At 66.3% G+C, this 23,008-nt stretch carries 23 protein-coding genes; 11 read left to right on the forward strand and 12 right to left on the reverse strand.

Features of this window, described 5'->3' with window-relative positions; all coding sequences use genetic code 11:
* The first annotated feature begins 502 nt into the window (after positions 1 to 502).
* Positions 503 to 1,402 carry an alpha/beta hydrolase gene (locus SLQ31_RS19865; RefSeq protein WP_319435704.1) on the forward strand — a complete coding sequence of 300 codons (900 nt, stop codon included), beginning with the start codon at positions 503 to 505 and terminating at the stop codon, positions 1,400 to 1,402.
* Between the two features lie 94 nt (positions 1,403 to 1,496).
* Here SLQ31_RS19865 and SLQ31_RS19870 read toward each other — a convergent pair whose 3' ends face one another.
* On the reverse strand, positions 1,497 to 2,354 hold the full coding sequence (locus SLQ31_RS19870) for a hypothetical protein (protein WP_319435705.1): 858 nt from the start codon (positions 2,352 to 2,354) through the stop codon (positions 1,497 to 1,499).
* Positions 2,355 to 3,095: 741 nt separating this feature from the next.
* On the opposite strand from SLQ31_RS19870, the gene SLQ31_RS19875 reads away from it, so the two are divergent.
* Positions 3,096 to 4,598: a fatty acid--CoA ligase family protein gene (locus SLQ31_RS19875; protein ID WP_319435706.1), complete on the forward strand. Its 1,503-nt coding sequence runs from the start codon at positions 3,096 to 3,098 to the stop codon at positions 4,596 to 4,598.
* A gap of 10 nt (positions 4,599 to 4,608) precedes the next feature.
* The gene (locus tag SLQ31_RS19880) at positions 4,609 to 4,908 is read left to right on the forward strand and encodes a hypothetical protein (RefSeq protein WP_319435841.1); all 300 of its coding nucleotides are present in this window, start codon (positions 4,609 to 4,611) and stop codon (positions 4,906 to 4,908) included.
* Positions 4,909 to 5,123: 215 nt separating this feature from the next.
* On the opposite strand, the gene SLQ31_RS19885 is transcribed toward SLQ31_RS19880, so the two are convergent.
* From SLQ31_RS19885 to SLQ31_RS19900, 4 genes are all read right to left on the reverse strand, one after another.
* Positions 5,124 to 6,305 carry an MFS transporter gene (locus SLQ31_RS19885; RefSeq protein WP_319435707.1) on the reverse strand — a complete coding sequence of 394 codons (1,182 nt, stop codon included), beginning with the start codon at positions 6,303 to 6,305 and terminating at the stop codon, positions 5,124 to 5,126.
* 75 nt (positions 6,306 to 6,380) lie between these two features.
* The gene (locus SLQ31_RS19890; RefSeq protein WP_319435708.1) at positions 6,381 to 8,009 is read right to left on the reverse strand and encodes a cation acetate symporter; all 1,629 of its coding nucleotides are present in this window, start codon (positions 8,007 to 8,009) and stop codon (positions 6,381 to 6,383) included.
* Entirely contained in the window at positions 8,006 to 8,356 is a 351-nt protein-coding gene (locus SLQ31_RS19895; RefSeq protein ID WP_319435709.1) for a DUF485 domain-containing protein, read from the reverse strand. Before SLQ31_RS19895 ends, SLQ31_RS19890 begins: the two co-directional genes overlap by 4 nt.
* 98 nt (positions 8,357 to 8,454) lie before the next feature.
* On the reverse strand, positions 8,455 to 8,751 hold the full coding sequence (locus tag SLQ31_RS19900; RefSeq protein ID WP_319435710.1) for a DUF732 domain-containing protein: 297 nt from the start codon (positions 8,749 to 8,751) through the stop codon (positions 8,455 to 8,457).
* A 103-nt stretch (positions 8,752 to 8,854) separates the two neighbouring features.
* On the opposite strand from SLQ31_RS19900, the gene SLQ31_RS19905 reads away from it, so the two are divergent.
* Together SLQ31_RS19905 and SLQ31_RS19910 are read left to right on the forward strand one after the other, a co-directional pair.
* Positions 8,855 to 9,433, forward strand: a complete 579-nt coding sequence (locus SLQ31_RS19905) for an HhH-GPD-type base excision DNA repair protein (protein ID WP_319435711.1) — start codon at positions 8,855 to 8,857, stop codon at positions 9,431 to 9,433.
* Positions 9,434 to 9,444: 11 nt separating this feature from the next.
* Positions 9,445 to 9,591, forward strand: coding sequence for a DUF1059 domain-containing protein (locus SLQ31_RS19910; protein ID WP_319435712.1), 147 nt, complete (start codon positions 9,445 to 9,447; stop codon positions 9,589 to 9,591).
* A gap of 86 nt (positions 9,592 to 9,677) precedes the next feature.
* Here SLQ31_RS19910 and SLQ31_RS19915 read toward each other — a convergent pair whose 3' ends face one another.
* Complete coding sequence (locus SLQ31_RS19915) at positions 9,678 to 10,754, reverse strand: hypothetical protein (RefSeq protein ID WP_319435713.1); 1,077 nt, start codon at positions 10,752 to 10,754, stop codon at positions 9,678 to 9,680.
* A 14-nt stretch (positions 10,755 to 10,768) separates the two neighbouring features.
* A complete protein-coding gene (locus SLQ31_RS19920) occupies positions 10,769 to 11,419 on the reverse strand; it encodes a hypothetical protein (RefSeq protein ID WP_319435714.1) in 651 nt (216 codons plus the stop codon).
* 177 nt (positions 11,420 to 11,596) lie between these two features.
* Here SLQ31_RS19920 and SLQ31_RS19925 point away from each other — a divergent pair, with 177 nt between their 5' ends.
* On the forward strand, positions 11,597 to 12,796 hold the full coding sequence (locus SLQ31_RS19925; RefSeq protein WP_319435715.1) for a mannosyltransferase: 1,200 nt from the start codon (positions 11,597 to 11,599) through the stop codon (positions 12,794 to 12,796).
* Here SLQ31_RS19925 and SLQ31_RS19930 read toward each other — a convergent pair.
* Positions 12,771 to 13,058, reverse strand: a complete 288-nt coding sequence (locus tag SLQ31_RS19930; RefSeq protein WP_319435716.1) for a 4a-hydroxytetrahydrobiopterin dehydratase — start codon at positions 13,056 to 13,058, stop codon at positions 12,771 to 12,773. The genes SLQ31_RS19925 and SLQ31_RS19930 overlap by 26 nt on opposite strands.
* A 27-nt stretch (positions 13,059 to 13,085) precedes the next feature.
* Here SLQ31_RS19930 and SLQ31_RS19935 point away from each other — a divergent pair, with 27 nt between their 5' ends.
* A complete protein-coding gene (locus SLQ31_RS19935) occupies positions 13,086 to 13,475 on the forward strand; it encodes a (deoxy)nucleoside triphosphate pyrophosphohydrolase (RefSeq protein ID WP_319435717.1) in 390 nt (129 codons plus the stop codon).
* A 12-nt stretch (positions 13,476 to 13,487) separates the two neighbouring features.
* Positions 13,488 to 14,714 carry a cytochrome P450 gene (locus SLQ31_RS19940; RefSeq protein WP_319435718.1) on the forward strand — a complete coding sequence of 409 codons (1,227 nt, stop codon included), beginning with the start codon at positions 13,488 to 13,490 and terminating at the stop codon, positions 14,712 to 14,714.
* Here SLQ31_RS19940 and SLQ31_RS19945 read toward each other — a convergent pair.
* A complete protein-coding gene (locus SLQ31_RS19945; protein ID WP_319435719.1) occupies positions 14,711 to 14,983 on the reverse strand; it encodes a hypothetical protein in 273 nt (90 codons plus the stop codon). The two genes, SLQ31_RS19940 and SLQ31_RS19945, sit on opposite strands and share 4 nt — an antisense overlap.
* Before the next feature lie 125 nt (positions 14,984 to 15,108).
* Between SLQ31_RS19945 and SLQ31_RS19950 the strand changes: the two genes are divergently transcribed.
* Genes SLQ31_RS19950 through SLQ31_RS19960 form a run of 3 tightly spaced genes read left to right on the forward strand, consistent with a single transcriptional unit; the run spans position 15,109 to position 19,558 of the window.
* Positions 15,109 to 15,717: a hypothetical protein gene (locus SLQ31_RS19950; protein ID WP_319435842.1), complete on the forward strand. Its 609-nt coding sequence runs from the start codon at positions 15,109 to 15,111 to the stop codon at positions 15,715 to 15,717.
* Positions 15,714 to 17,612 (forward strand): translational GTPase TypA, encoded by a 1,899-nt coding sequence (typA, locus tag SLQ31_RS19955; RefSeq protein ID WP_319435720.1) that lies wholly within the window; start codon positions 15,714 to 15,716, stop codon positions 17,610 to 17,612. The genes SLQ31_RS19950 and typA overlap by 4 nt, the downstream gene beginning before the upstream one ends.
* A 47-nt stretch (positions 17,613 to 17,659) precedes the next feature.
* Positions 17,660 to 19,558, forward strand: a complete 1,899-nt coding sequence (locus tag SLQ31_RS19960; protein WP_319435721.1) for an ABC transporter family substrate-binding protein — start codon at positions 17,660 to 17,662, stop codon at positions 19,556 to 19,558.
* An 11-nt stretch (positions 19,559 to 19,569) separates the two neighbouring features.
* Here the strand turns inward: SLQ31_RS19960 and SLQ31_RS19965 are convergent, their stop codons facing one another.
* The 3 genes from SLQ31_RS19965 to SLQ31_RS19975 all read right to left on the reverse strand — a co-directional run bounded on the left by SLQ31_RS19965 (position 19,570) and on the right by SLQ31_RS19975 (position 23,006).
* Positions 19,570 to 20,502: a hypothetical protein gene (locus tag SLQ31_RS19965; protein ID WP_319435722.1), complete on the reverse strand. Its 933-nt coding sequence runs from the start codon at positions 20,500 to 20,502 to the stop codon at positions 19,570 to 19,572.
* Positions 20,503 to 20,642: 140 nt separating this feature from the next.
* Positions 20,643 to 21,656 (reverse strand): hypothetical protein, encoded by a 1,014-nt coding sequence (locus SLQ31_RS19970; protein WP_319435723.1) that lies wholly within the window; start codon positions 21,654 to 21,656, stop codon positions 20,643 to 20,645.
* Between the two features lie 306 nt (positions 21,657 to 21,962).
* On the reverse strand, positions 21,963 to 23,006 hold the full coding sequence (locus SLQ31_RS19975) for a class I SAM-dependent methyltransferase (RefSeq protein ID WP_413642543.1): 1,044 nt from the start codon (positions 23,004 to 23,006) through the stop codon (positions 21,963 to 21,965).
* Between the last annotated feature and the right edge of the window lie 2 nt (positions 23,007 to 23,008).

Consider the following 23,008-nt stretch of genomic DNA (forward strand, 5'->3'; position numbering starts at 1 on the left):
TCCAACCCAGGTCGCTCGTCACCGTACCGGTGCACTGGACCGGACTGACACACGTCGTGGATATCGTCCAGATACTTCTGATTGTGGCTTCGTCCTGGTATCGCTCGTTGGTCTTCGCCCAGTCTCCGAGCGAGGTGGCGGCATATGAGCCGTTGAGCCCCCAGTTACCTTCTGATGCAAGGGCGGGCGCTGACCCATCGAGGCCTGCCACGAAAGCGATCGCCGTGATCGCCGCGGCCGCTAAGCCTCCATTCACCGGCATACCCTCCTCGCCCCTCGCACGCTGATTGGTTGAGTCCGTTTGCCTGTCAGGCTGTGGGTGCGATTAAACGCCGGACGGACGTGAGAATAGCACTTCATCTATCACGGAATGATAGATTCTCTGAGATGATAACCACCGATCTCACTGGATCACGCATGAGTCGCACCGTTGCGCGCGATGTCCGGGTAGAGGAGCGCTGTGGCGTACGCATTTGATCCTGAGCTCGCCGCCATCGCGGCATTGATTCCGGTCGTCGAGACCAGCGACATCCAAGTGATCCGTGCCCTGGCAGCCGAGATGGTCTCCTCGGCGTCCCGCGTAGATGACCGTGCAGGGGTTGGCGTCCGTGATGTAAGCGTCGCTGGTGCTGCCGGCGAGCCAAACGTACGGTTGCGCATCTACACACCCGACGAGGTGGTAGCGCCGGCCGCGTTATATTACGTTCACGGCGGTGGCTTCATTGTCGGCTCGATCGACATGGTTGACGGCGAGACTGCCAGTTTGGCAAGAGATCTCGGGATCATCGTAGTAAGTGTCGAATACCGACTGGCACCTGAGCATCCTTATCCGGCCGCGATCGAGGACTGTTACGCCGGCCTGGTGTGGCTAGCCGAGAACTGCGACACGCTGGGCATCGACGCCAGCCGGATCGCGATCCACGGATCAAGTGCTGGCGGCGGTCTGTGTGCTGGGTTGGCGCTGCTCGCCCGCGATAGAGGGGGCCCAGCGATCGCGTTTCAATGTTTGGGTGTCCCACAGCTCGATGATCGCCTCGAGACGGCAAGCATGCGGGAATTCGATGACACTCCGATGTGGTCCAGTCCCCAGGCCGTTGCCAGCTGGGATGCCTATCTCGGTCAAGGAATGTGCCCCAGGTCGCCCGTTCCGGTTTACGCGGCACCGGCTCGCGCCACAGACCTAGCAGGCCTTCCCTCCGCTTACGTCTCGGTCATGGAGTTCGACCCGTTACGCGATGAGGGCATCGCCTACGCCCAGGCACTGATGCAGGCCGGCGTATCAGTCGAGCTACACGCATTTCCCGGCACCTTTCACGGGTCGGGAATGGTTCAGCAAGCCAGTGTCAGTCGCCGCGAAGCGGATGAACTTCGTGCCGTCCTTCGGCGCGCTCTGGCGCTCTAGCGGGTAGCGCGCCGCACCGGTAACGGCGGGCGCTGCTGGGGATGACACTGGCTGGCACCGACAGCACATGGCCGCCCAGTATCTGCGACCCCACCTAGTCAGTCGCGACCCTGCGAAACACATAGGAGCCCGCCGTGATCAACTTGTCTTCTGCTCCCTCATCGTGAATGTAGAGACGCGCCGCGACTGTTTCGTCTGCTCCCACGAACGCATGTCCTTCGACACGGAACGGTCCTTCTTTGCCTCGTGCAACGAACATGACGTGAGACGAGACGCCTTGGAGCGCATCGGTACCCGTTGCACGTGACGCGACGTCCAACCCTGCCGTCTCGAGGATCACGAACTGCGGCCCGATGTGCAGCGCCGCGTCCGGCGAGGCGACTTCCATCGATAGTTGAGGCAGCCCCCAGCAGCCGTCGTTCCTGCGGCGGCCGCCGTACGCCTGCCAAAGCGGTGGAAGGGTAGGAGAGTCGGCTACTTCCATGATTTCTACATTCATCTTCTCCAGCCCCTTCGGCGGAACTCCGATGCTGATTCCTTGCCCCTGGGTGAGGGCCAGCACCCGATCGGGTTTATCGGCGTCGACTATCCGCGATCGGCTGTAGGCCATCTGGCGGCCGTGCTTGACTGTCTCGGAGATGATTTCGATCCGAGCTACGTCGCGGCCGGCGTCGAGTACTTGACAGCTGTGAATGACAGGATTAGGAACGGCCTCTAGATCAGTGATGTTGCCGCCTTCGGGTGACGCGATGCTGAGAACGGCCAGCAGAAGTCCGCCTGACGGATTCCGCATGTCTCGGCGGATCGTGACCGTCTCCTCCACGGGGCCATCGTCAATCACTCCGAAGCGACGGCCAATGTAGCGATAGCTCATCAGGCCTCCCCAACGCCGGTTCAACTCGGCGGCGTACGCCTCGGGCTGGCCAACTAGCTCTCGGATATCTCGCATCATGCGGACCCTCCATCCTGGTGTGGACTCGTCGGAGCTACGGGCTTAGTCGAGAAGTGCCGAACGGCTGTCCTCGTCGGTGTCCGCTGGCCACCGAATTGAGCGAATGTGACCGGTGACTATGAGAATGTGTATTCTTAATAACGAGAAGCATACTAACCTCAACGCCGACGAGCCGTGTCATCACATCGCCGGTGGAGGTGCAGGGGTTCCGATGGCTGTCGCGTCCGAACTACCAAGGAGGTGATACATGGCCAACAGCGATGCGGTCGTTTGCCTTGGCGACAGACTTCCAAGTGCCAGCCGCCACGACATCTGGGCGATCATCCCAAAGTGATCAACAAGCTGCTGGCGTCGGCCGGCGATGGAGCTAGGCCCATGAGACGAGATGAGGAATGGTGGACAATTTCACGGTAGCTGCGTTGGTGACTGCTGCAGTGTCACTCGGCATCGGCTCGTCTCTTTGGTATGCGAAACGGCTCTACCGCGGCCGCGCGAAACCCTTGTTCAAATCCGGCTTTGTCGAACGTGAGGGGTCCACCCGTGTCTCCTCTCCAGAGATGACCCGTAATGTGCGCCAGTAGTGGCGATGAATAGACAGGAGCCTGTTTTGCTGCGCCAAATTCGCACGCGGGCGTCCGATGTTGGTCGGGGGTCTTCTCCGGCCGAGCAGACCGGCGGACGAAGAATATTCCCGCAGTTGCCATTCTCGGGATTCGCTGTGTGCGTTCACATGCGGGCGCGATGAGTATCTCGCTGCTGCTGGAGATGGCGCTGTCAGGTGATCCTGACCGGGTTGCTGTCGTCTCCGGTGACCTTCGCCTGACCACACAGGAGCTCAGCGACCTGGCCGACGGCGGCGCAGGCGTCATCGTCGAATCCGGGTGCGAGCACGTCGCGTACGTGGGTGCCGGTGGCGTCATGTTGCCGCTGCTGCTGTTCGCCTCGGCGCGCGCCGGACGCACCTTCACCTCGATCAACTACCGACTGTCGGCCGACGGCGTCCGGGCCCTCATCGAACGCCTGCCCGCCGCACTGGTGGTCGTCGATCCCCGCTACCGCGACATGATCGGCACGGCTGGCAAGCAGGTGACGGACTCGGACGATTTCCTGGCGGCGGCCCGCACTGCCGAACCCGCCGCCGAATTCGCTGACCCTGACGACGTCGGCGTTGTGCTCTTCACCTCGGGCACCACGTCCAAGCCGAAAGCCGTTGAGCTCACTCACAACAATTTGACCACCTACATCACCGGCACGGTTGAGTTTGCGTCGGCGGAGGAATCTGACGCCGCGCTGATCTGCGTACCCCCGTACCACATCGCTGGTGTCAGCGCGGCCCTGTCCAATCTCTATGCGGGCCGAAAGATGGTGTACCTGCCGAACTTCGACGCCGGTGAGTGGATCAGGCTGATTCAGGACGAGGGCGTCACCAATGCCACCGTCGTTCCGACGATGCTCGACCGCATCGTGACGGTGCTGGAGTCCGGTGAGCATGCGCTGCCGACCCTACGCAACCTCGCCTACGGCGGGTCAAAGGTCGGACTTCCATTGGTACGCAAGGCGCTTGAGCTGCTGCCACACGCCGGCTTCGTCAATGCCTACGGGTTGACCGAGACCAGCTCGACCATCGCGGTGCTCACTCCTGATGACCATCGGACCGCCCACGCCGCCGTCAACGGTGGCACCGACCAGGCGGCGGCGAAGCGGCTGGGCTCGGTGGGGCAACCGGTGCCCGGTATCGAACTGCAGATCCGCGGCGAGGACGGCACCGTGCTCGGGCCGGGGGAGACCGGCGAGCTCTACGTCCGGGGTGAGCAGGTTTCGGGCAAGTACACCGGGATTGGCTCGGTGCTCGACGAACACGGCTGGTTCCCCACCAAGGACATCGCCATGCTCGACGACGAGGGCTACCTGTTCATCGGCGGCCGCTCCGACGACACGATCATCCGCGGCGGCGAGAACATCGCACCCGCAGAACTCGAGGATGTACTGGTCGAACACCCGCATGTGCACGAGGTCGCCGTGGTTGGCGCCGATGATCCGCAGTGGGGTCACGCGATCGTCGCGGTGGTGGTTCCCGTTGCCGGAATCATCCCTGACCCAGAGGAACTGCGCGAATATGTGCGCAAGAGTCTTCGCGGTTCACGCACCCCCGACCGGGTGGTGTTCCGCGACGAATTACCGACCAACGCGACCGGCAAGATTCTGCGACGCGAGATCGTCGCGAGCCTGAATGCAGAGAAGTGAGGACGAACGCATGGTGAAGAACGGCACGCGCCTCCGGAGCAGGGTCGACGACACCCAGGTGATCGTGGTCAAGACTGCCGACAGCCTCGATGACCTGCGTTGCGGCGGGACGGTGATGATCCCGATCGGCGGTGCGAAGTCCGCCGCCGAGATCGACCCGAAGTTCGCCGACGGCACCGCGATGGGCAAGCGCTACGTCGATGCGAGTGGCGCCGAGGTACTGGTCACCAAGGCCGGAAGCGGCACGTTGACAGTCGGCGAAGAGCGGCTGACGTTGAAGGAAGCGAAGCCGCTGCCGGCTAGCGATTAGCCGCGGGCAGACCGTTTCGCTGTACGAATTCTTTTGCCTTGGCGAGAAATTCAGCCCTAGATTGCTGCTTTTCAGGGGGTTCGATCCCAGAAGACGGGCCGAAAGGCCTGGCGTAGCGCTTCATCAGCCACCGCCCCCAGCGCGTGTCGGCTCGCTACGACACCCAACTGGCCACGGCGCCGGCGAAGAAGCTCAGCGCTTCGACGTAGGTAGATCTATCTGATTTTCTCCCGGGATTCCTGCCAGAGGATGGCCGCCAGGCAGGCCAGCGCCAGCACCCCGACCGCGGTGGCGAACACGGTGCCACCGGTGCGCAGGCCCCAGGCCTGGGCGGCGAAGCCCTCGCCGATCACCGGGATCGAAATCGCGACGTAGGCCACCACGAAATAGGTGGAGCTGACTTCGGCCCGGCGCTGTGCAGGGGTGCGCTCGGCGACGGCGGCCAGCCCGCGGCTGAAGCTGATGCCCTGGCCGATGCCGGACACCACCGCCGCGGCGATCAAGCCGGCCAGCGACGAATAGTGCAGCGCGACAACCAGAACACCCATGCCGACGGCCAGGATGGCGCAGCCGAGTGCGACGGCGCGCTGCGGTGCGATGCGTGAACCGGCGATCTGGGCGATCGCCGAGGCGCCGAAGATGGATCCGGCCATCAGACCGGCCAGCGCATGATTACCGATCCCGATGATGTTGGTGAGCATCGACGGCGCCACCGAGGTGAACAAGCCGGTGACGGCGAACCCGGCGAACGCGGCGAGTGCGGCGACGATGAACACCGGTCGAACCTCGGGTGGCACCGAAAGCCGCTGCAGCCCCAGCTTTCCGGTCCGGCTGGCGGTTTCGGGAACCAGGAAGACCGCGATCGCGACCAGCGCGACAAGCGCGATGTGCACGATGAAGGTGAGCTGCAGCGGGTCTGGCGCGTACTGGGCCAGGATGCCGGCCAGTACAGGCCCTGCGCCCAGCCCGCCGATATTGGCGATGGTGGCCATCGCTGGTGCGCGGTCCCGCCAGCTCGGCGGCGCGGCTTCGATGACCGCCGCGGTGGCGGTCCCGGTGAACAGGCCCGCTGACAACCCCGACAGCACTCGGCCGACCAGCAGCAGCGGTACCGAATCCGCGATCAGGAACACCACGGCACTGGCCAGTGCGCACACCGCGCCGGCCAGCAGCACGGGACGCCGGCCGATGACGTCCGACCAACTGCCGAACACCAGCAGCGCGAACAACACCCCGCCGGCGTAGGTGGCGTAGATGATCGTCGTCGTCAACACAGCGAAATGCATGCGGTCCGAGTACAGCGCGTACAGCGGGGTGGGCAGCGTTGTGCCGACCATGATCGCGGCGAAGGAATACGCGAGCAGGGCGAAGGCGAAGTTTCGCCGGGTCAGGGCCATAAGGGCATCAACGTGGTCGGCACCCCCACACCATTCCCGGACCCGACGAGATTTTCACCTCATTACGTTGGCGGCTTAGTGCGACACCGCCTTCTCGGCACCCACGCCGGTCAGTGACCGGACTTCCATTTCGGCGTTGATCTCCGGGTCGCCGGTGTCGGATGACGTCAGCGTCCCGACGATGCCGAGCAGAAACGCCAGCGGAATCGACACGATGCCGGGGTTGGCCAGTGGGAACCAGTCGAAGTCGGCACTGGGGATCATCGCGGTCTTGTTGCCCGAGACGGCGGGCGAGAACACGATCAGCAGCAGGCAGCTGATCAGGCCGCCGTACATGCTCCACAGTGCGCCGCGGGTGTTGAATCGCTTCCAGTACAGCGAGTACACGATCGTCGGCAGGTTGGCCGAAGCCGCCACCGCGAACGCCAGCGCCACCAGGAACGCGACATTCTGGCCATTGGCCAGGATGCCCAACCCGATTGCGGCGATACCGAGCACCACCGCGGTGATCCGGGAGACCCGCACCTGCTCCTCTTCAGTCACCTTGTGGCTTTTGAGCACACTGGCGTACACGTCGTGGGCGAAGGACGCCGACGCTGTGATCGTCAGGCCCGCGACCACAGCCAGGATGGTGGCAAACGCCACCGCCGAGATGATGCCGAGCAAGACCACCCCACCGAGCTGGAACGCCAGCAGCGGCGCGGCCGAGTTCTGCCCGCCGGGTGCGGCCAGGATTTTGTCCGGGCCGACGATCGCCGCCGCGCCGTAGCCGAGGGCAAGGGTGAACAGGTAGAACGCGCCGATCAGCCCGATCGCCCAAACCACTGACCGCCGAGCCTCTTTCGCGGTCGGCACCGTGTAGAAGCGCATCAGCACATGCGGCAGGCCCGCGGTTCCCAGCACCAGCGCCAGGCCCAGCGACAGCAGGTTGATCTTCGAGGTGGTGTTGGCGCCGTACTGGGCGCCGGGGGCCAGCACGTCACGGCTGGACACGCCCTTGGTGGTGGCCTCGTGCACCATGTGCTGCGCCGAACCGAGGATGTCGGAGATGTTGAACCCGAACTTCACCAGCACCATAACGGTCATGACCGCCGCACCGACGATCAGCAGCACGGCCTTGATGATCTGCACCCAGGTGGTGCCCTTCATGCCGCCGACCAGGACGTAGACGATCATCAGCACACCGACCACCGCGATCACGATGGACTGGGCGGTGCGGCCCTGGACGTCGAGCAACAGCGCGACCAGGCCACCGGCGCCGGCCATCTGCGCCAGCAGGTAGAACAGCGACACCGTCATCGTCGAGGTGGCCGCGGCCACCCGCACCGGCCGCTGCTTGAGCCGGAAGCTCAGCACGTCGGCCATCGTGAATTTGCCTGTGTTGCGCAGCAATTCGGCTACCAGCAGCAAGGCGACCAGCCACGCCACCAGGAAGCCGATGGAGTAGAGGAAGCCATCGTAGCCATACACCGCGATCGCGCCTGCGATGCCGAGAAAACTTGCCGCGGAAAGGTAGTCACCGGCGATGGCGATTCCGTTCTGCGGTCCGGAGAACGCACGGCCGCCGGTGAAGAACTCGGTGGCGTTGGTGTTAGAGCGGCCGGCGCGGATCACGATGAACAGCGTGATGAGCACGAAGGCCACAAAAATGCTGATGTTGACGGTCGGGTTGCCGATCCGGCTGGCTTCGGCGAGAACGGTCACTTCGCGGTGCCTTCCATCTCGGCGCGGATGGCTTCGGCGCGCGGGTCGAGTTCCCGGTTGGCGAATCGCACATACAGACCGGTGATCAGGAACGTCGTCACGAACTGGCCCAACCCGATGAGCAGGCCGACGTTGATGTTGCCCCACACTTTGATGGCCATGAAGTCGTGGGCGAAGGCGCCAAGCACGACGTAGGTGGCGTACCAGATCAGGAAGAACGCCGTGGTCGGGAAGACGAAGCGGCGCAGGGCGTGCCGCAGCTCCTGGAATTCGGGACTGGCCTGTACGGCCAGGTATTCGGCGCCGCTCGGGTGGGTCTCCCGTGACGGCTGGTCGGTTGTCGGCACCGCGTGCTCCTCAGCTCAGTGGTCGTGAACTCCGAACGTTCACAGCCTATTGAGAGGGGAGCCACAGCTAGGGGGCATCGCCCGAAATGCGTCGTGGCTTACTGAACCGGGCAGGCGTACTTCCGGGCCACGTCGAAAACGCGCTCCTGCGCACCGGGGCCGATGACCCCTTGGGCGGCCAGTTCCAGACCGATATATCCCGGGATGCCGCCGATGCACGCCTGATGAGCAACGCGCCACGCAGTGTCCGGATTGAGGTTGTAGCCATTGCGTTGCAGGCCTTGCATGTACACGTCGAACTCCGGCGTGCCCTGGTCTGGTATCGCGTGAGCCGTGCCGGCCAAGGCGATTGCCGCGACGACCGCCGCAACAGCAGGTGCGATCACCCGTCTCATGTCCGTCTCCTAGGGGTGTATCCACGGCGGAATCGCTCCACGATTGCACACCTGAGCGGCACAGATGCCCGAACCGGCCCGATCGTCGTCCTAGACTGTCGCCATGGCGAGACTGCAGCTCACCCAGGATCCCGCGTCCGACGTTCTGTTGAGTGAGGATCCGTTCGCGTTGCTGACCGGAATGATGCTGGATCAGCAGATTCCCATGGAAGTTGCGTTCGCCGGGCCGCGCAAGATCGTCGAACGCATCGGCGGGATCGATCCTCGGCTGGTCGCCGATTACGATCCGGAGCAATTCACCGAGAAGTTTTCGAAAACCCCTGCCGTGCACCGTTTTCCGGGATCGATGGCCAAGCGGGTGCAGGATCTGGCCCGCGAGATCGTCGACCGCTACGACGGCGACGCCGCCCAACTGTGGCTCGACGGCAACCCCGACGGCGCCGAGGTGTTGCGCCGGCTGAAGGCCCTGCCCGGTTTCGGTGAGCAGAAAGCCAAGATCTTCCTGGCTCTGCTGGGCAAGCAGTACGGCGTCACGCCCACGGGCTGGCGTGAGGCGGCCGGTGACTACGGCAGGGCAGGCACCCACATGTCGATCGCCGATGTGGTCGACAAGGGGTCGCTGGATGAGGTCAGGGCGTACAAGAAGAAGATGAAAGCAGCAGCGAAGGCGAAAGCCGGATAACGGGAGGCACCATGAAGACGCACATCAACTGTCCGTGTGGCGAGGCGATCAGCGCCAAGGACGAGGACGAGCTGGTCGAACTCACCCAGGCGCACCTGGCGGCGTCGCACCCCGGCATGGATTACGGCCGGGACGAAATCCTTTTCATGGCCTACTGAGCCCCAACGCCGAGATCGACGTTACGCAGGGAGTTACTTGCACTTCTCCTGCGTAACGTCGGTTCGGCGTTCGAGTTTTCGAGCCGTTAAGGCACGACGGTCGAACCGATCGTCGGCATGAAGGTGCACTGCTTGTCCATAGTGGTCACCTGGCCGAAGATCGTCGACATGATGCTGCCCGAGCCGGTGTCGGCGATGGCCATCAGCGTGGTCGGGCCCGCAGAGTTCATGTCGGGGTTGGGCTTCAGCGTGGCGCTGCCGGACTTGCCGGTAGTCAGGTTGACCCAGGTGACGTTCAGCGGCAGCTTCTGCTCCGCGGCCGGCGCCGGGGTGCCGACTGCGGTGAACACGTAGGCGGTCTGGCCGGCGGCCGGCCCGGGCGTGGGGATCTTCGCCGGCCCGGCGACCGAGATGGCGGTCGCGATCACGTTGCCGCCGTCCTTCTGGCAGCCGTTGCTGATCGACGGGTACATGAAGTCCTGCGTGGGCGGGGTGGCCGGGTCGTAATTCGGGGCTGCCGCGGGCGCGGGTGTCGGTGCCGCGACATTGATCGAGTTACCGACCGGCGTCGCGCCCGGTGTCGCGGACGGGGTCACCACGGTCACCGGCGTGGGCACTTCGGGCATTGCGTCGGGCACCGGGCCGACGGCGTGCATCGGGTCGATACCGGTCGGGATGTGGGCGTCGGCGCCAGCAGCCGCAACGGGTGCGGTGAGGTGTTCAGGCAGGGGGATGGGACCGTTGCCGGGGCCGGGCGTCAGCAGCGGCGTCGTGCCGTGTGTGACGCCGCTGAGACCCTGGGCGGCGGGGGTTGCCGCCGAAGGCATCGCGGCCGACGGGCCGGCGGCCCCACCCTCCTGCACGAACTTGGTGACCTGCTGGGCCAGCGCCGCCGAGCCGGCCGGCGTGGTGGCATTACCAGCGAGCTGCGAAGCCGCCGCGAGTAGCAGCGACTGCGCCGATGTGGGGTTCCCCGCGGCCTGCTGGACCACCGGGCCAAGAAGCTGCATGGCGTCCATGCCGGGCAGCTGGCCGGGATCCAGCGGGATGGTCGGGTCCGCGGCCGCGACCGGGCTGAACGCCAGGTTGGTCGCGGCCACGAGCACGGCGGTGGTCAGCCCGATAGCCAATTTGGCGATCTGCGGCACGGTGAACTCCCTCATCGGGTCGTGGTTGGTCAGGGCAGAGCGGACAGCAGCGGCAGCGCGCCGAGGCCAGCGCCACCCGTGGTCGGCGCAATCGCCGGGCTGGTGGCCGCAGGCACCCCGGCCGGTCCGGCGACCTCGGTGGACACCGGGGCTACCGGCGCAGGCGCGCCGACGGCCAGGTTGTCGCCGACCTTGACCGGGAACGGCATGTTCGACGGCGTCAGGCTGGCCAGGTCACCGGGCACGCCGAGCTGGTTCAGCAGCGGAATGAGCGGCGCGGTGATGCTGCCGCCGGGAATGGCGTTGGCCGCCGGCGCCGCAACGGGAGCGGTGGCCGGCACGCCGCCGATCGGGGAGACCGGCATGGTGGCCGGCACGCCGCCGATCGGGGAGACCGGCATGGTGGCCGGCACGCCGCCGATCGGGGAGACCGGCATGGTTGACGGTGCGCCGGTCAATGCCGACGCGCCGCCGAGTGCGGTCGCGGCGGTCTGCAGCAGTGCCGCCGCGCCGGCCGGATTTGTGGCGAGTTGCTGCAGCATGGCGAGGCCGGGCATGCCGGGAACGGCGGGCGAAACGCCGGGATCGGCGGCGGCGGACGGGCTCAGTGCGAGTGCGACCGAGCACAGTCCGGCAGCCGCAATTGTATTGGCAGCGAACAGCTTTGAAATGCGTGACATGGTTATCCCAATCCCTCGAGTACAGGTCTGAACCCGAAGGTAGTCCGTTACTAGAGTTACTCAAGTGACACGTGTGGTGTTTATGGAACCGTTACGGCAGTGATGGCCGATGGTGATGCGCGGCGCCCGCGAGCGCGCCCAAGTCGCCGCCGCAGCATCCGTCGCTACAGTCGCACGGTGGACACGACGGTCTCAGCGGCCTCGGCGGCCTCGGCGGCGCGGCCAGCCTGGCTGGCACCGGTGGTCCTGATTGTCAGTGTGGCGGCCCGGCTGGCGTGGACCTACCTCGTGCCCAACGGCGCGAACTTCGTCGATCTGCATGTCTATCTCGGCGGCGCGGGCGCGCTCGATCACCCCGGCACGCTGTATTCCTACGTCTACGCCGACCAGACCCCCGACTTCCCGCTGCCATTCACCTACCCGCCGTTCGCGGCGCTGGTGTTCTACCCGCTGCACTTGCTGCCGTTCGGGCTGGTCGCCTTCGGCTGGCAGCTCGGCATCATCGCCACGCTCTACGGGGTGGTCAGGGTCAGCCAGCGGCTACTCGGCGTGCCGGCCCGGCAAGGCCACCGCGTCGCGATGCTGTGGACCGCCGTCGGGATCTGGATCGAACCGCTGCGCAGCAACTTCGACTACGGCCAGATCAACGTCATCCTGGTGCTGGCCGTCCTGTGCGCCGCCTACAGCAGCCGGTGGTGGCTGTCCGGTCTGCTGGTCGGCGTGGCGGCCGGCATCAAGCTGACCCCGGCCATCACCGGGCTGTACTTCCTCGGTGCGCGCCGCTGGGGAGCTGCGGCTTTCTCCGCGATCGTCTTCTTCGCGACCGTCGGACTGTCCGTCGCAGTGATCGGTCAGCAAGCCCGCTTCTACTTCACCGACCTGCTCGGTGACGCCGGCCGCGTCGGCCCGATCGGAACCTCGTTCAATCAGTCCTGGCGTGGCGCCATCTCGCGCATCCTCGGCCACGAGGCCGGTTATGGACCGATCGTGTTGGCGGGCATCGCGGTGACGGCGGTGCTGGCGCTGCTGGCCTGGCGCGCGCTGGACGGCGAACGGCTGGGTTCGCTGCTGGTGGTGCAGCTGTTCGGGCTGCTGATCTCCCCGATCTCCTGGACCCACCACTGGGTGTGGTTGCTGCCGTTGATGATCTGGCTCATCCACGGGCCGTTGCGGACCCGGGCGGGCGCGCGGTTGCTGGGCTGGGGGTGGTTGGTGCTCACGCTGATCGGGGTGCCGTGGCTACTGAGCTTCGCCCAGCCGACGATCTGGCAGATCAGCCGGCCGTGGTATCTGGCCTGGCCCGGTCTGATCTATATCGTGGCGACGCTGGCGACGCTGGCCTGGATCGCGGCTAGCGGTCGCCGACAATCTCGTTGATATCGGACGCCATCTGCACATCCTTGTCGGTGATGCCACCCTCGGAATGGGTTACTAGGGCGAAAGTGACTGTCCGCCAGCGAATGTCAATGTCGGGGTGATGGTCCTTACTCTCAGCGTGTTCGCCGACCCGGCGCACGGCGTCGATGCCGTCGAGAAAGGTCGGGAACTTCACCGAGCGGCGCAGGGCGCCGTCGGCGCGCTCCCAGCCGTCGAGATTCTTGATGGCGGAATCGACTTGTTCTTCGGTTAATACGGCCATGCTTCGACGGTAGTACCGTCAGACGCGATGTCCACCCAGATCGTCGTCGCCGGAGCCCTGATCTCCGGCCCGGCGCTTCTGGTGGCCCAGCGGCAGCGGCCGCCGGAGCTCGCCGGGCTCTGGGAGTTGCCCGGGGGCAAGGTGGCCGCGGGGGAGACCGAGGCCGCCGCACTGGTGCGGGAACTACGCGAGGAACTAGGGGTCGACGTCGTCGTCGGGGAGCGGCTCGGCGCCGACGTCGCCGTCGGGGAGTCGCTGGTCCTGCGTGCCTATCTCGTCACCCAATCCGGCGGCGCCCTGCACCCGCACGACCACCGCGAACTGCGCTGGGTGAACGCGAACGAGCTGGCATCGCTCGACTGGGTTCCCGCGGACCGCGCCTGGCTGCCGGAGCTCTCGAAACGCCTTGGGGCGTGAGCCCGTCGCCCTATGATCTGGGGCGTGCTCACGGACGTCACCGCCGCCGTCGATCTGATGGACGGCCGGTTCTACGCCAGCGGTGAGGCGCGGGATGCCTACCGCTGGATGCGCGAACACCAGCCGGTCTTCCGAGACCGCAACGGCCTGGCGGCCGCCGCCAGCTACCGGGCGGTGATCGACGCCGAGCGTCAGCCCGAACTGTTCTCCAATGCCGGCGGGATCCGCCCGACCACGCCGGCGCTGCCGCACATGATCGACATGGACGATCCCGCGCACCTGTTGCGGCGCAAACTGGTCAACTCCGGCTTCACCCGCAAGCGGGTTCAAGCCAAGGCGAATTCCATTGAAGGACTGTGCGATACGCTGATCGACGCGATCTGTGAGCGCGGCGAGTGCGACTTCGTCCGCGACCTCGCCGCGCCGCTGCCGATGGCTGTCATCGGCGACATGCTCGGTGTGGCACCCGAAGACCATGCCACCTTGCTGGCGTGGTCCGACGACATGGTGGTGGCGCTGAGCTCGGTGGCCACGGTGGAATCGATGACCACGGCCGCCAACGCGCTGGTCGCCTACAACGCGTTCATGGGCGACTTCCTCGCGGCGCGCCGCCGGGAACCGGCCGACGACCTGGTCAGTGTCCTGATCGCCGCGGAGGTCGACGGCCAGCAGCTCACCGACGAGCAGATCCTCGCCGAGACACTGCTGATCCTCATCGGCGGCGATGAGACCACCCGCCACACGCTCTCCGGCGGAACCGCCGAACTGAGCCGGCACCCGGAGCAGTGGCAGGCCGTGCGCGATGATCCCGAGTTGCTCCCCGGTGCGGTGGAGGAGATGCTGCGCTGGACCTCACCGATCAAGAACATGTGCCGAATCCTGACCGCTGACACTGACTTTCACGGCACCGAGCTGCACGCCGGCGAAAAGATTCTGCTGCTGTTCGAGTCGGCCAACTTCGACGAGACCGTCTTCGGCGATCCCGACGTGTTCCGCATCGACCGTGCGCCCAACAACCACGTCAGCTTCGGCTTCGGCACCCACTTCTGTCTGGGCAACCAGCTGGCTCGCCTCGAGCTGACCGCCATGACCCGGCGGGTGCTGGCTCGGCTGCCGGATCTACGACTGGCTGACGGCGCCGAGCTGCCGCTGCGGCCGGCCAACTTCGTCAGCGGGCTGGAAGCGATGCCCGTTGAATTCACTCCGACCGCACCGCTTTCCAGCCGCTCGGGGTCCTAGTACTTCAGCGAGTCCCTCGCGACCCGCACGTCGGCGAATTCTCGAGGGTGATGTGCCGCATGCACCGGGTGCATGAGCACGGGGTGGCGGCAGTGCGCACACGACTGCGGCTGCTGGCGATCCGACGAGACCGTCAGGTGCCGACAGGTGGCACATCGCACGATGTACGCCGCGCCGATCCAGTTGAGCAGGCCGAGATAGATGCCCGCGGTTGCGGCGGTGCCAAGGACGACGATGATCGCGATGGTCAGAACTTCGTAAACCGTCATGTCAGACCTCCAATTGACGGTGGTAGTTCAGGCTAACTCCGAACGGTTTGCGTCCGGTGTGCGTTGCCTGCTGAAATGCCCAGAGTGGGGACAATGCCCAGTGTGGGGACCCGAGCGCGGTGACACTGTCGACGCTGTCGCGGCAGTGCTGGCTCTTCGCCATCGGCTCGTCCTTCTTCGCGCTGGCCACCCTGCCCGGGGTCTCCGTCGTTGCCGGTGCGGGCGCCACCAACTGGCTGTGCTTCATCGGATCCTGGTTTTTCACCTCCGCCGCCTGGATGCAACTGGTGCTCTCCGGTCCGCCGCTGAAGCTGGAATGGCTTTCGGCGGCAATCCAATTCGCGGGAACCGTGCTGTTCAACATCAGCACTGGCAGCGCGGTGTGGGCGCATGCGACGGGAGTGCGGCGCCACTATGTATGGGCCCCGGATGCCCTGGGTTCCATTGCCTTCCTGGTCAGTGCGGCGCTGGGGGTGGTCGCAGCCTCGATCGCGATCGGCCTGATCGCGTTGGGCTCGCGGGACTGGCAGGCCGAGTGGATCAACATGATCGGGTCGATCGCCTTCGGCGCCTCCGCGGTTGGCGCGTTTGTGCGGCGCACCGGGATCACCGAGGACGAGCTATTGGCGAACCTCGGCACCTTCCTCGGGGCCCTGTGTTTCCTTGGTGCGGCCCTGCTTGTGCTGCCTCGTTTTCGCAAAAGGGCACCTGCGCTGCGAGAATCAGGCACGTGAACAACCAAGACTTCCGCAATGTGGCCATTGTGGCGCACGTCGACCATGGCAAGACGACGCTGGTAGACGCCATGTTGCGGCAGTCCGGTGCCCTGACGCACCGCGGTGACGACACGATCGAACGCCTGATGGACTCCGGTGACCTGGAGAAGGAAAAGGGCATCACGATCCTGGCAAAAAACACCGCCGTGCACCGCCATCACCCCGACGGTTCCATGACCGTGATCAACGTCATAGACACACCCGGCCACGCCGACTTCGGCGGTGAGGTGGAGCGCGGCCTGTCCATGGTGGACGGGGTGTTGCTGCTGGTCGACGCCTCGGAAGGACCGCTGCCGCAGACCCGGTTCGTGCTGCGCAAGGCGCTGACCGCGCACCTGCCGGTGATCCTGTGCGTCAACAAGACCGACCGCCCCGATGCCCGCATCGCCGAGGTGGTCTCCGAAAGCCACGACCTGCTGCTCGATGTGGCCTCAGATCTCGATGAGGAAGCGCAGAAGGCGGCAGAATTCGCGCTCGGATTGCCGACGCTCTACGCATCAGGGCGGGCGGGCATCGCCAGCACCACCGAACCCGCCAACGGCGAGAACCCCGACGGGGAGAACCTCGACGTGCTCTTCGATGTGCTGCTCGAGCACATCCCGCCGCCGCAGGGCGACCCGGAGGCGCCATTGCAGGCGCTGGTGACCAACCTCGACGCCTCGGCGTTCCTCGGCCGCCTGGCCCTGATCCGCATCTACAAGGGCCGCATCAAGAAGGGCCAGCAGGTCGCCTGGATGCGTGAGGTGGACGGCCACCCCGTCATCACCAACGCCAAGATCACCGAACTCCTTGCCACCGAGGGCGTCGAACGCTCCAGCACGGACGAGGCCATCGCCGGGGACATCGTGGCCGTCGCCGGCATGCCCGAAATCATGATCGGCGACACCCTGGCCGACGTGGACCATGCGCACGCGCTGCCGCGTATCACCGTCGACGAGCCCGCGATCTCGGTCACCATCGGCACCAACACCTCGCCGTTGGCCGGGAAGGTCTCGGGGCACAAGCTGACCGCGCGAATGGTCAAGTCCCGCTTGGATTCCGAACTCGTCGGCAACGTGTCGATCAAGGTCGTCGACATCGACCGTCCGGACGCCTGGGAGGTGCAGGGCCGTGGCGAGTTGGCGCTGGCCATCCTCGTCGAGCAGATGCGGCGCGAAGGTTTCGAGCTGACCGTCGGTAAGCCGCAGGTGGTCACCCGGACCGTCGACGGCAAGCTGCACGAGCCGTTCGAAGCGATGACCATCGACTGTCCCGACGAGTTCGTCGGCGCGGTCACGCAGTTGATGGCCGCCCGCAAGGGCCGCATGGAGGAGATGGCCAACCACGCTGCCGGCTGGGTGCGGATGGACTTCATCGTGCCGAGCCGTGGCTTGATCGGTTTCCGCACCGACTTCCTGACGCTGACTCGCGGCACCGGCATCGCCAATGCTGTGTTTGAGGGCTACCGCCCCTGGGCTGGCGAGATCCGGGCCCGTCACACGGGTTCGCTGGTCTCCGACCGGACCGGCAAGATCACGCCGTTCGCGATGACTCAGCTGTCCGACCGCGGCCAGTTCTTCGTCGAGCCGGGCGACGACACCTACGAGGGTCAGGTCGTGGGCATCAACCCGCGCGCCGAGGACCTCGACATCAACGCGACGCGCGAGAAGAAGCTGACCAACATGCGCTCCTCGACGGCCGACGTCTTCGAGACGCTGGCCCGCCCGCTGGAAATGGGCCTCGAGCTGGCCATGGAGTTCTGTGCCGAGGATGAATGCGTGGAGGTGACCCCGGAGGTCGTCCGGGTGCGCAAGGTCGAACTCGACGCCACCAGCCGGGCGCGGGCCAAGTCCAGAGCCAAGACCAGAGGCTGACGCTCGTCTCGGCTCCGACAGCCGTGGGGCGACGTGTCGCTACTCTGATGGGCGTGCCGACCCGACAACGCAGCCTGCAAGCCCTGGCTGTGTTCGTGTCCGTGCTGGTCACGGCCGCATGTACGGTCAGCCCGCCGCCCGCACCGCAGAGCACTGAGACGACGGATGCGCCGGCCCCGCCCCCGCAAAGGGCGACCCAGATCATCATGGGCATCGACTCGATCGGTGCCGGTTTCAACCCGCATCTGCTCTCCGATCAGTCCCCGGTCAACGCGGCCATCAGCGCGCTGGTGCTGCCCAGTTCGTTCCGGCCGGTGCCCGATCCGGCCACCTCGACCGGATCCCGCTGGGAGATGGACCCGACGCTGCTCGTCTCGGCGGAGGTGACCAACCAGAACCCGTTCACCGTCACCTACAAGATCCGCCCCGAGGCGTCATGGACCGACAACGCACCGATCGCCGCCGACGACTTCTGGTATCTGTGGCGCCAGATGGTCAGCCAGCCCGGTGTGGTCGACCCGGCGGGCTATGACCTGATCACCGGCGTCCAGTCGATCGAGGGTGGCAAGACCGCGGTGGTCACGTTCGCCCAGCCGTACCCGGCATGGCGGGAGCTGTTCAACGATCTGCTGCCGGCTCACATCGTCAAGGACGTTCCTGGCGGTTTCCCGGCCGGCTTGGCCCGTACGCTGCCGGTGACCGCAGGCCAGTTCCGGGTGGACAACATCGACCCCCAGCGCGACGAGATCCTGCTGGCGCGCAACGACCGGTTCTGGGGACCGCCCGCCCACCCCGATCAGATTCTGTTCCGCCGCGCCGGCGCGCCCGCTGCGTTGGCCGACTCGATCCGCAACGGTGACACCCAGGTGGCCCAGGTACACGGCGGCTCGTCGGCGTTCGCGCAGCTGTCCGCCATCCCTGATGTGCGTACCGGGCGGATCGTCACCCCCCGGCTGATGCAGATGACGCTGCGGGCCGCGGAGCCCAAGCTGTCGGATCCGGCTGTGCGCAAGGCGATGCTGGGTCTGCTCGACGTGGATCTGCTCGCCGCGGTGGGGGCAGGCAGCGACAACACCGTCACTCTGGCTCAAGCGCAGGTCCGTGCGCCCAGCGATCCGGGCTACGTGCCCACCGCGCCGCCGGCGTTGGGTCGGCAGCGGTCGCTCGAACTTCTCGAGCAGGCCGGTTTCCAGATTGACCGCACACCGACCGAATCGCCGGTGCAGCCGCCGCCGTCAGCGGGGTCTCGCACGGCCACCCCGGCGCCGGGCCCGCCGGAGATCACCCGCGGCCGGATCAGCAAGGACGGCGAGACGCTGTCGCTGGTGATCGGCGTGGCCGCCAACGACCCGACGGCGGTGGCGGTCGCCAACACCGCGGCCGATCAGCTGCGCAGCGTGGGCATCGCCGCGACCGTGCTGGCGCTGGATCCGCCGGTGCTCTACGGGGATGCGCTGGCGAACAACCGCGTCGACGCGATCGTCGGCTGGCGTGCCGCGGGTGGCGACCTGGCCACGTTGCTCGCGTCCCGTTATGGGTGCCCGGCCTTGCAGGCGACGGCCGTCCCCGCCCCGCCGGCCCCGGCCAGCACGTCGCCGACCCCGTCATCGAGTCCGTCGCCGAGCGTGACCACCACGACGCCGACCGCCCTGCCGCCGCCCGCCCCGGAGTCCGGTGAACTGGTGCAGGCGCCGTCGAACCTCACAGGCATCTGTGATCGCAGCATCCAGCCCAATATCGATGCCGCCCTTGATGGTTCGGCCAGGATCGACGATGTCATCAATCTGGTCGAACCGCGGCTGTGGAACCTGTCGACGGTGTTGCCGATCCTGCAGGACACCACGATCGTCGCGGTGGGCCCGAGCGTGCAGAACGTGAGCCTGACCGGAGCGGTGCCGGTCGGCATCGTCGGTGACGCCGGCCGGTGGGCCAAGGCCGCGCAGTAGGCCTATCCGGCCTATCCGGCAGCTGCCTTGTGCGCGCGCTTCGACCCGGCGGCGGCGCCCTTCTTGGCGGCAGTGGGTTTGCTACTGGCACCGGGCGTCGACTTCGCCGAAGTGACTGACTTGCTCACCCGTGCGGCCGCCGTCGGCGGCGGGACCGTGGGGATCGGCATGGTTGTCGGCCCGGGTCCTGCGGTGAGGTCGGCGTAGATGGTCGAGCGTCCTTCGTTGATCTCGTTGACGAGGTCGGTTGCGGCGGTTCGGACCGAGGACTGGATCGGCACGCGACCGGCGGCGAACGCGGTGGCGAAACTACCGGTCTGGGCCAGCGTTCCCGCGAACACTGTCGCACCCTCGACGGCGCCGCCCAGGACCGTCAGCGGTCCGGTGACCAGCGCCTGCGCGGTGATGTTGACCGCGTAGTCGACGGCGTGCTTGGAGGCGGCGAACACCCGGTCCAGGGTCGGTCGCAGTTCGAAACCACCGTCGGGCATGCGCGGCGCGACCAGCAGGCTGAACGTGTTCGCGATCGGAACCTGGATGGCGAGCAGTGCCACGCCGAGCGCCTGCGCGACATTCCGGCCGGCCTGCAGTGCGGCGATGAACGCGAGCGGGCTCGAGATCAGACCCTTGCCCAGTCCGACCAGCCCCCAGCCGGTGAACGGGGCGTAGTTCGGATCGGGTGCCGGAGTGTTCGGCCCGAGGCAGTAGGTCGCGCACTGCTGCGTGCTGCCGAGCAGGATAGGTGCCGCGGCGATGATGTCGCCAAGGACGTTGATGCCGATTTGGTAGGGGATGGCCCCGAACGCGGGAACCGTCAGATCCGTGAGCTGGATCTGCGGCAGGTGCACGGTCGCGATCCGCGCCTCTTGGCTGGGGACCAATGGGCTGACGGCGATGACGCCCGCCCCCGCGAGCGCGATGCTGGTCTTGAAGAGCGAACTCATTGCGGCAGACATATCAGGGCCCCTTCCCCGTGTTGACCTACCAGCGAAAGCTACCTCAGCAAAGTCTTGGAGGACGGCGAATTGCCGATCGAGCTAAGCGAATTGTTTGAGTCTGCAGACCCGAGTCGGCCCGCCCGGCGTCACTCGGAGGACGAGTTGGAGCCCGCGGTGGACTTCGTATCCCGGCCCGACGGAGTCTTGGACCGCGTCGGCGCCGCCGCCTTGCCGGTGCCGTGGGTACGGGCGGCGGTCGGGGTCTGCGCGGTGTCGTCGGCCGCAGGCGTCGGTTGGTCCTCGGTTGACGTCGGCGTCGTGGTGGTGCGACGGGTGGTGCCGGCCGACGGCGCGCCGGAACGCTTGCGGTTCGAGTTGCCTTTCCCGTCCCGGTTCGGGCTCGCCGGCGTGTTGTCGGTGGTGGCCTGTTCGGTGTCGGTCGCGTTTTCCTGCAGCTTGGTGGGCGTGGTCGCCGCGGTCGATGGTGCCTTGACCACCTCTCGGCCGAAGAGCACGTTCCTGATCCCGTCGAGGAGGATCACCACGGGGCCCAGGACCGCCTTGATGGCCGAGCGGACGGTGTCCAGTGCGCCCGCGATGTCGCCGTTGAGCAGATCAATGACGGCGGTGAAGACGAACTGTGGCGCCCTGATGATGACGTCCACCACGGCATACGCTGCCTCGACGACTGTCCCGCCCAGGTAGGAGGTGTCCGCGACCAGGCCGTTGAGCACTTGCTGCACGTCGGTTGCGACGGGCGTGGCAAAGCTCGTCGGGATGTCCGGTGTTGCGTTGGCCGATGCGGCGAATGCGCCGGGAAGCGGCTCGGACCGGTAGCCGGTTTGCTCGGGCACCGCAGCCGCGGCCAGCAAATCAGGGCTCACCTCGGAGGTGACCTCGCGGCTGATGCGGTCGGCGTCGGCGGCCAGCGCGGCCAGGATCTGCGCGAGCGCCGGGGCAATACTTTCTGCCGAAAGCGCCGGCGAGAGCGCACTGAGCAGCGATTTATCGGAGGGGCTGAGTAGGTCGGGGCTGGTCGACAACTGCGTGGTCGAGATCTGCATGTCCCTCGACGGCGGCGCAACGGGGTTGGCAACGACCACAGTGGCCGCCACCAATGCCACTCCTGTGGTCAGGAATGGCCCCAAAGCCCTTCGCATGCCGTCTCCCTCCGCTGTTTGCGGCACAGCTAAGGAAGAACGATACCTGAGAGGAGGCTGATAAGGCTAAAGACTCTTCCTGAGAATTTTTGCCATGCCGTCAGCGGCGGTCGGCGGCGGCTCGGGAGAAATTCCTTGCGGGCCAATCCAATCCGGCGGGAGCGACGCCTTAAGCGCAGCTGAGGGTCTTGGCGCTGGCAAATACCCGCGAACGACTCTCGGTGGCATGGGCGCTATTCGGGGCTGTGATGGGGGTCACCGGATGGGTACATGGCCTGGTACGACGCCAGCAAATTAGACCCGGCGTCAGCCGAGCTCGGGCCGGCCGGCCACGTTGGGCTTCTCGTAAACCAGCCACCGCATCTCGATCGGGCGATCTGAGCGAGGAACGTCGAACACGTCCATGCCGCTGACCCAATCGGCGTACCAGCTGGTCGGAGGCCATGATTCCGCGGGTAGGTGGGCCTGCTCGTAGTCGTACACCGACTCGTCGGACACCAGCGCCAGCGGGAATCCCGCCAGCGCATCGGTCATCTGCGCCTGAGTGAAGATCGTCGTGTAGCACTGTTGGCCCAGCTGAAGGGCACTTTCGTCGGGCGTGTAGGAGCGGTGCGCGACGAACGCGTTGAACACCAGCCGGCCGCCGGGAGCCAGGCAGTGCGACGCCATGTTGAACACGCCGCGCAGCTGGTCCGGTGAGCGGAAGTCGGACACCACCTCGGACAACAGGATCAGCTGGTAGTCGCGGCGCAGATCGGCCAGCGTCGCGAAGATGTCGCGCTGCAGCACCCGGACGGGCAGCGAGTCCCGCTGTGCCGCGACGAGGATGGACTCGGCGAACGACGGTGTCATCTCCACCGCATCGACGGGATGGCCACGCCGGGCCAGTGCCAGGGCATTGCGTCCGGTGCCCGCACCCAGATCGAGGATCGGGTAGTTGCGGGGATCGACCGCCTCGCCGGCCAGGTCCCACACGCGTGCGTCGGGCTCGGAACCGAACAGCGGAGGTTCGCGCGTGGCGATCCAGTTCTCGTAGGCGCCCTCGACCGACCACCACCGGCACTTGACGTGGTAGTTCACCAGCATTCCGACCGGCGCCTCGTAGCTGATCACGATCTCCGAGCGCGGTGACGCGGCGAAGGCTTCGTTCAGCTGGTCGCGCAGGATGTCACGGAGGTTGTCGAGCTGCTCGTCGGTGAACCCCCGGCCCAGGCTCCCGAAGAGACCGGCACACATGGCCACATACTCTTCGAGCATGCCGGGCACGGCGGGCACGCTGATCTCACCGTTGGCGATCGCACGTCGGTGCAGTCGGCGGGACATTGCACTCTGAAGCGGCGAGTTCTCCACGA

It is taken from the genome of Mycobacterium sp. RTGN5, from assembly GCF_033804465.1.
Taxonomy (GTDB): domain Bacteria; phylum Actinomycetota; class Actinomycetes; order Mycobacteriales; family Mycobacteriaceae; genus Mycobacterium.

Excerpts from the sequence above, each read along its gene's own strand:
- SLQ31_RS19875 (WP_319435706.1), top strand. The coding sequence starts at position 3,096 with ATGAGTATCTCGCTGCTGCTGGAGATGGCGCTGTCAGGTGATCCTGAC.
- SLQ31_RS19970 (WP_319435723.1), bottom strand. The coding sequence starts at position 21,656 with ATGCGAAGGGCTTTGGGGCCATTCCTGACCACAGGAGTGGCATTGGTG.
- SLQ31_RS19900 (WP_319435710.1), bottom strand. The coding sequence starts at position 8,751 with ATGAGACGGGTGATCGCACCTGCTGTTGCGGCGGTCGTCGCGGCAATC.
- SLQ31_RS19870 (WP_319435705.1), bottom strand. The coding sequence starts at position 2,354 with ATGATGCGAGATATCCGAGAGCTAGTTGGCCAGCCCGAGGCGTACGCC.
- SLQ31_RS19940 (WP_319435718.1), top strand. The coding sequence starts at position 13,488 with ATGATCTGGGGCGTGCTCACGGACGTCACCGCCGCCGTCGATCTGATG.
- SLQ31_RS19935 (WP_319435717.1), top strand. The coding sequence starts at position 13,086 with ATGTCCACCCAGATCGTCGTCGCCGGAGCCCTGATCTCCGGCCCGGCG.
- SLQ31_RS19930 (WP_319435716.1), bottom strand. The coding sequence starts at position 13,058 with ATGGCCGTATTAACCGAAGAACAAGTCGATTCCGCCATCAAGAATCTC.
- SLQ31_RS19960 (WP_319435721.1), top strand. The coding sequence starts at position 17,660 with ATGGGCGTGCCGACCCGACAACGCAGCCTGCAAGCCCTGGCTGTGTTC.
- SLQ31_RS19915 (WP_319435713.1), bottom strand. The coding sequence starts at position 10,754 with ATGAGGGAGTTCACCGTGCCGCAGATCGCCAAATTGGCTATCGGGCTG.
- SLQ31_RS19905 (WP_319435711.1), top strand. The coding sequence starts at position 8,855 with ATGGCGAGACTGCAGCTCACCCAGGATCCCGCGTCCGACGTTCTGTTG.
- SLQ31_RS19920 (WP_319435714.1), bottom strand. The coding sequence starts at position 11,419 with ATGTCACGCATTTCAAAGCTGTTCGCTGCCAATACAATTGCGGCTGCC.
- SLQ31_RS19945 (WP_319435719.1), bottom strand. The coding sequence starts at position 14,983 with ATGACGGTTTACGAAGTTCTGACCATCGCGATCATCGTCGTCCTTGGC.
- SLQ31_RS19965 (WP_319435722.1), bottom strand. The coding sequence starts at position 20,502 with ATGAGTTCGCTCTTCAAGACCAGCATCGCGCTCGCGGGGGCGGGCGTC.
- SLQ31_RS19880 (WP_319435841.1), top strand. The coding sequence starts at position 4,609 with ATGGTGAAGAACGGCACGCGCCTCCGGAGCAGGGTCGACGACACCCAG.
- SLQ31_RS19885 (WP_319435707.1), bottom strand. The coding sequence starts at position 6,305 with ATGGCCCTGACCCGGCGAAACTTCGCCTTCGCCCTGCTCGCGTATTCC.
- SLQ31_RS19910 (WP_319435712.1), top strand. The coding sequence starts at position 9,445 with ATGAAGACGCACATCAACTGTCCGTGTGGCGAGGCGATCAGCGCCAAG.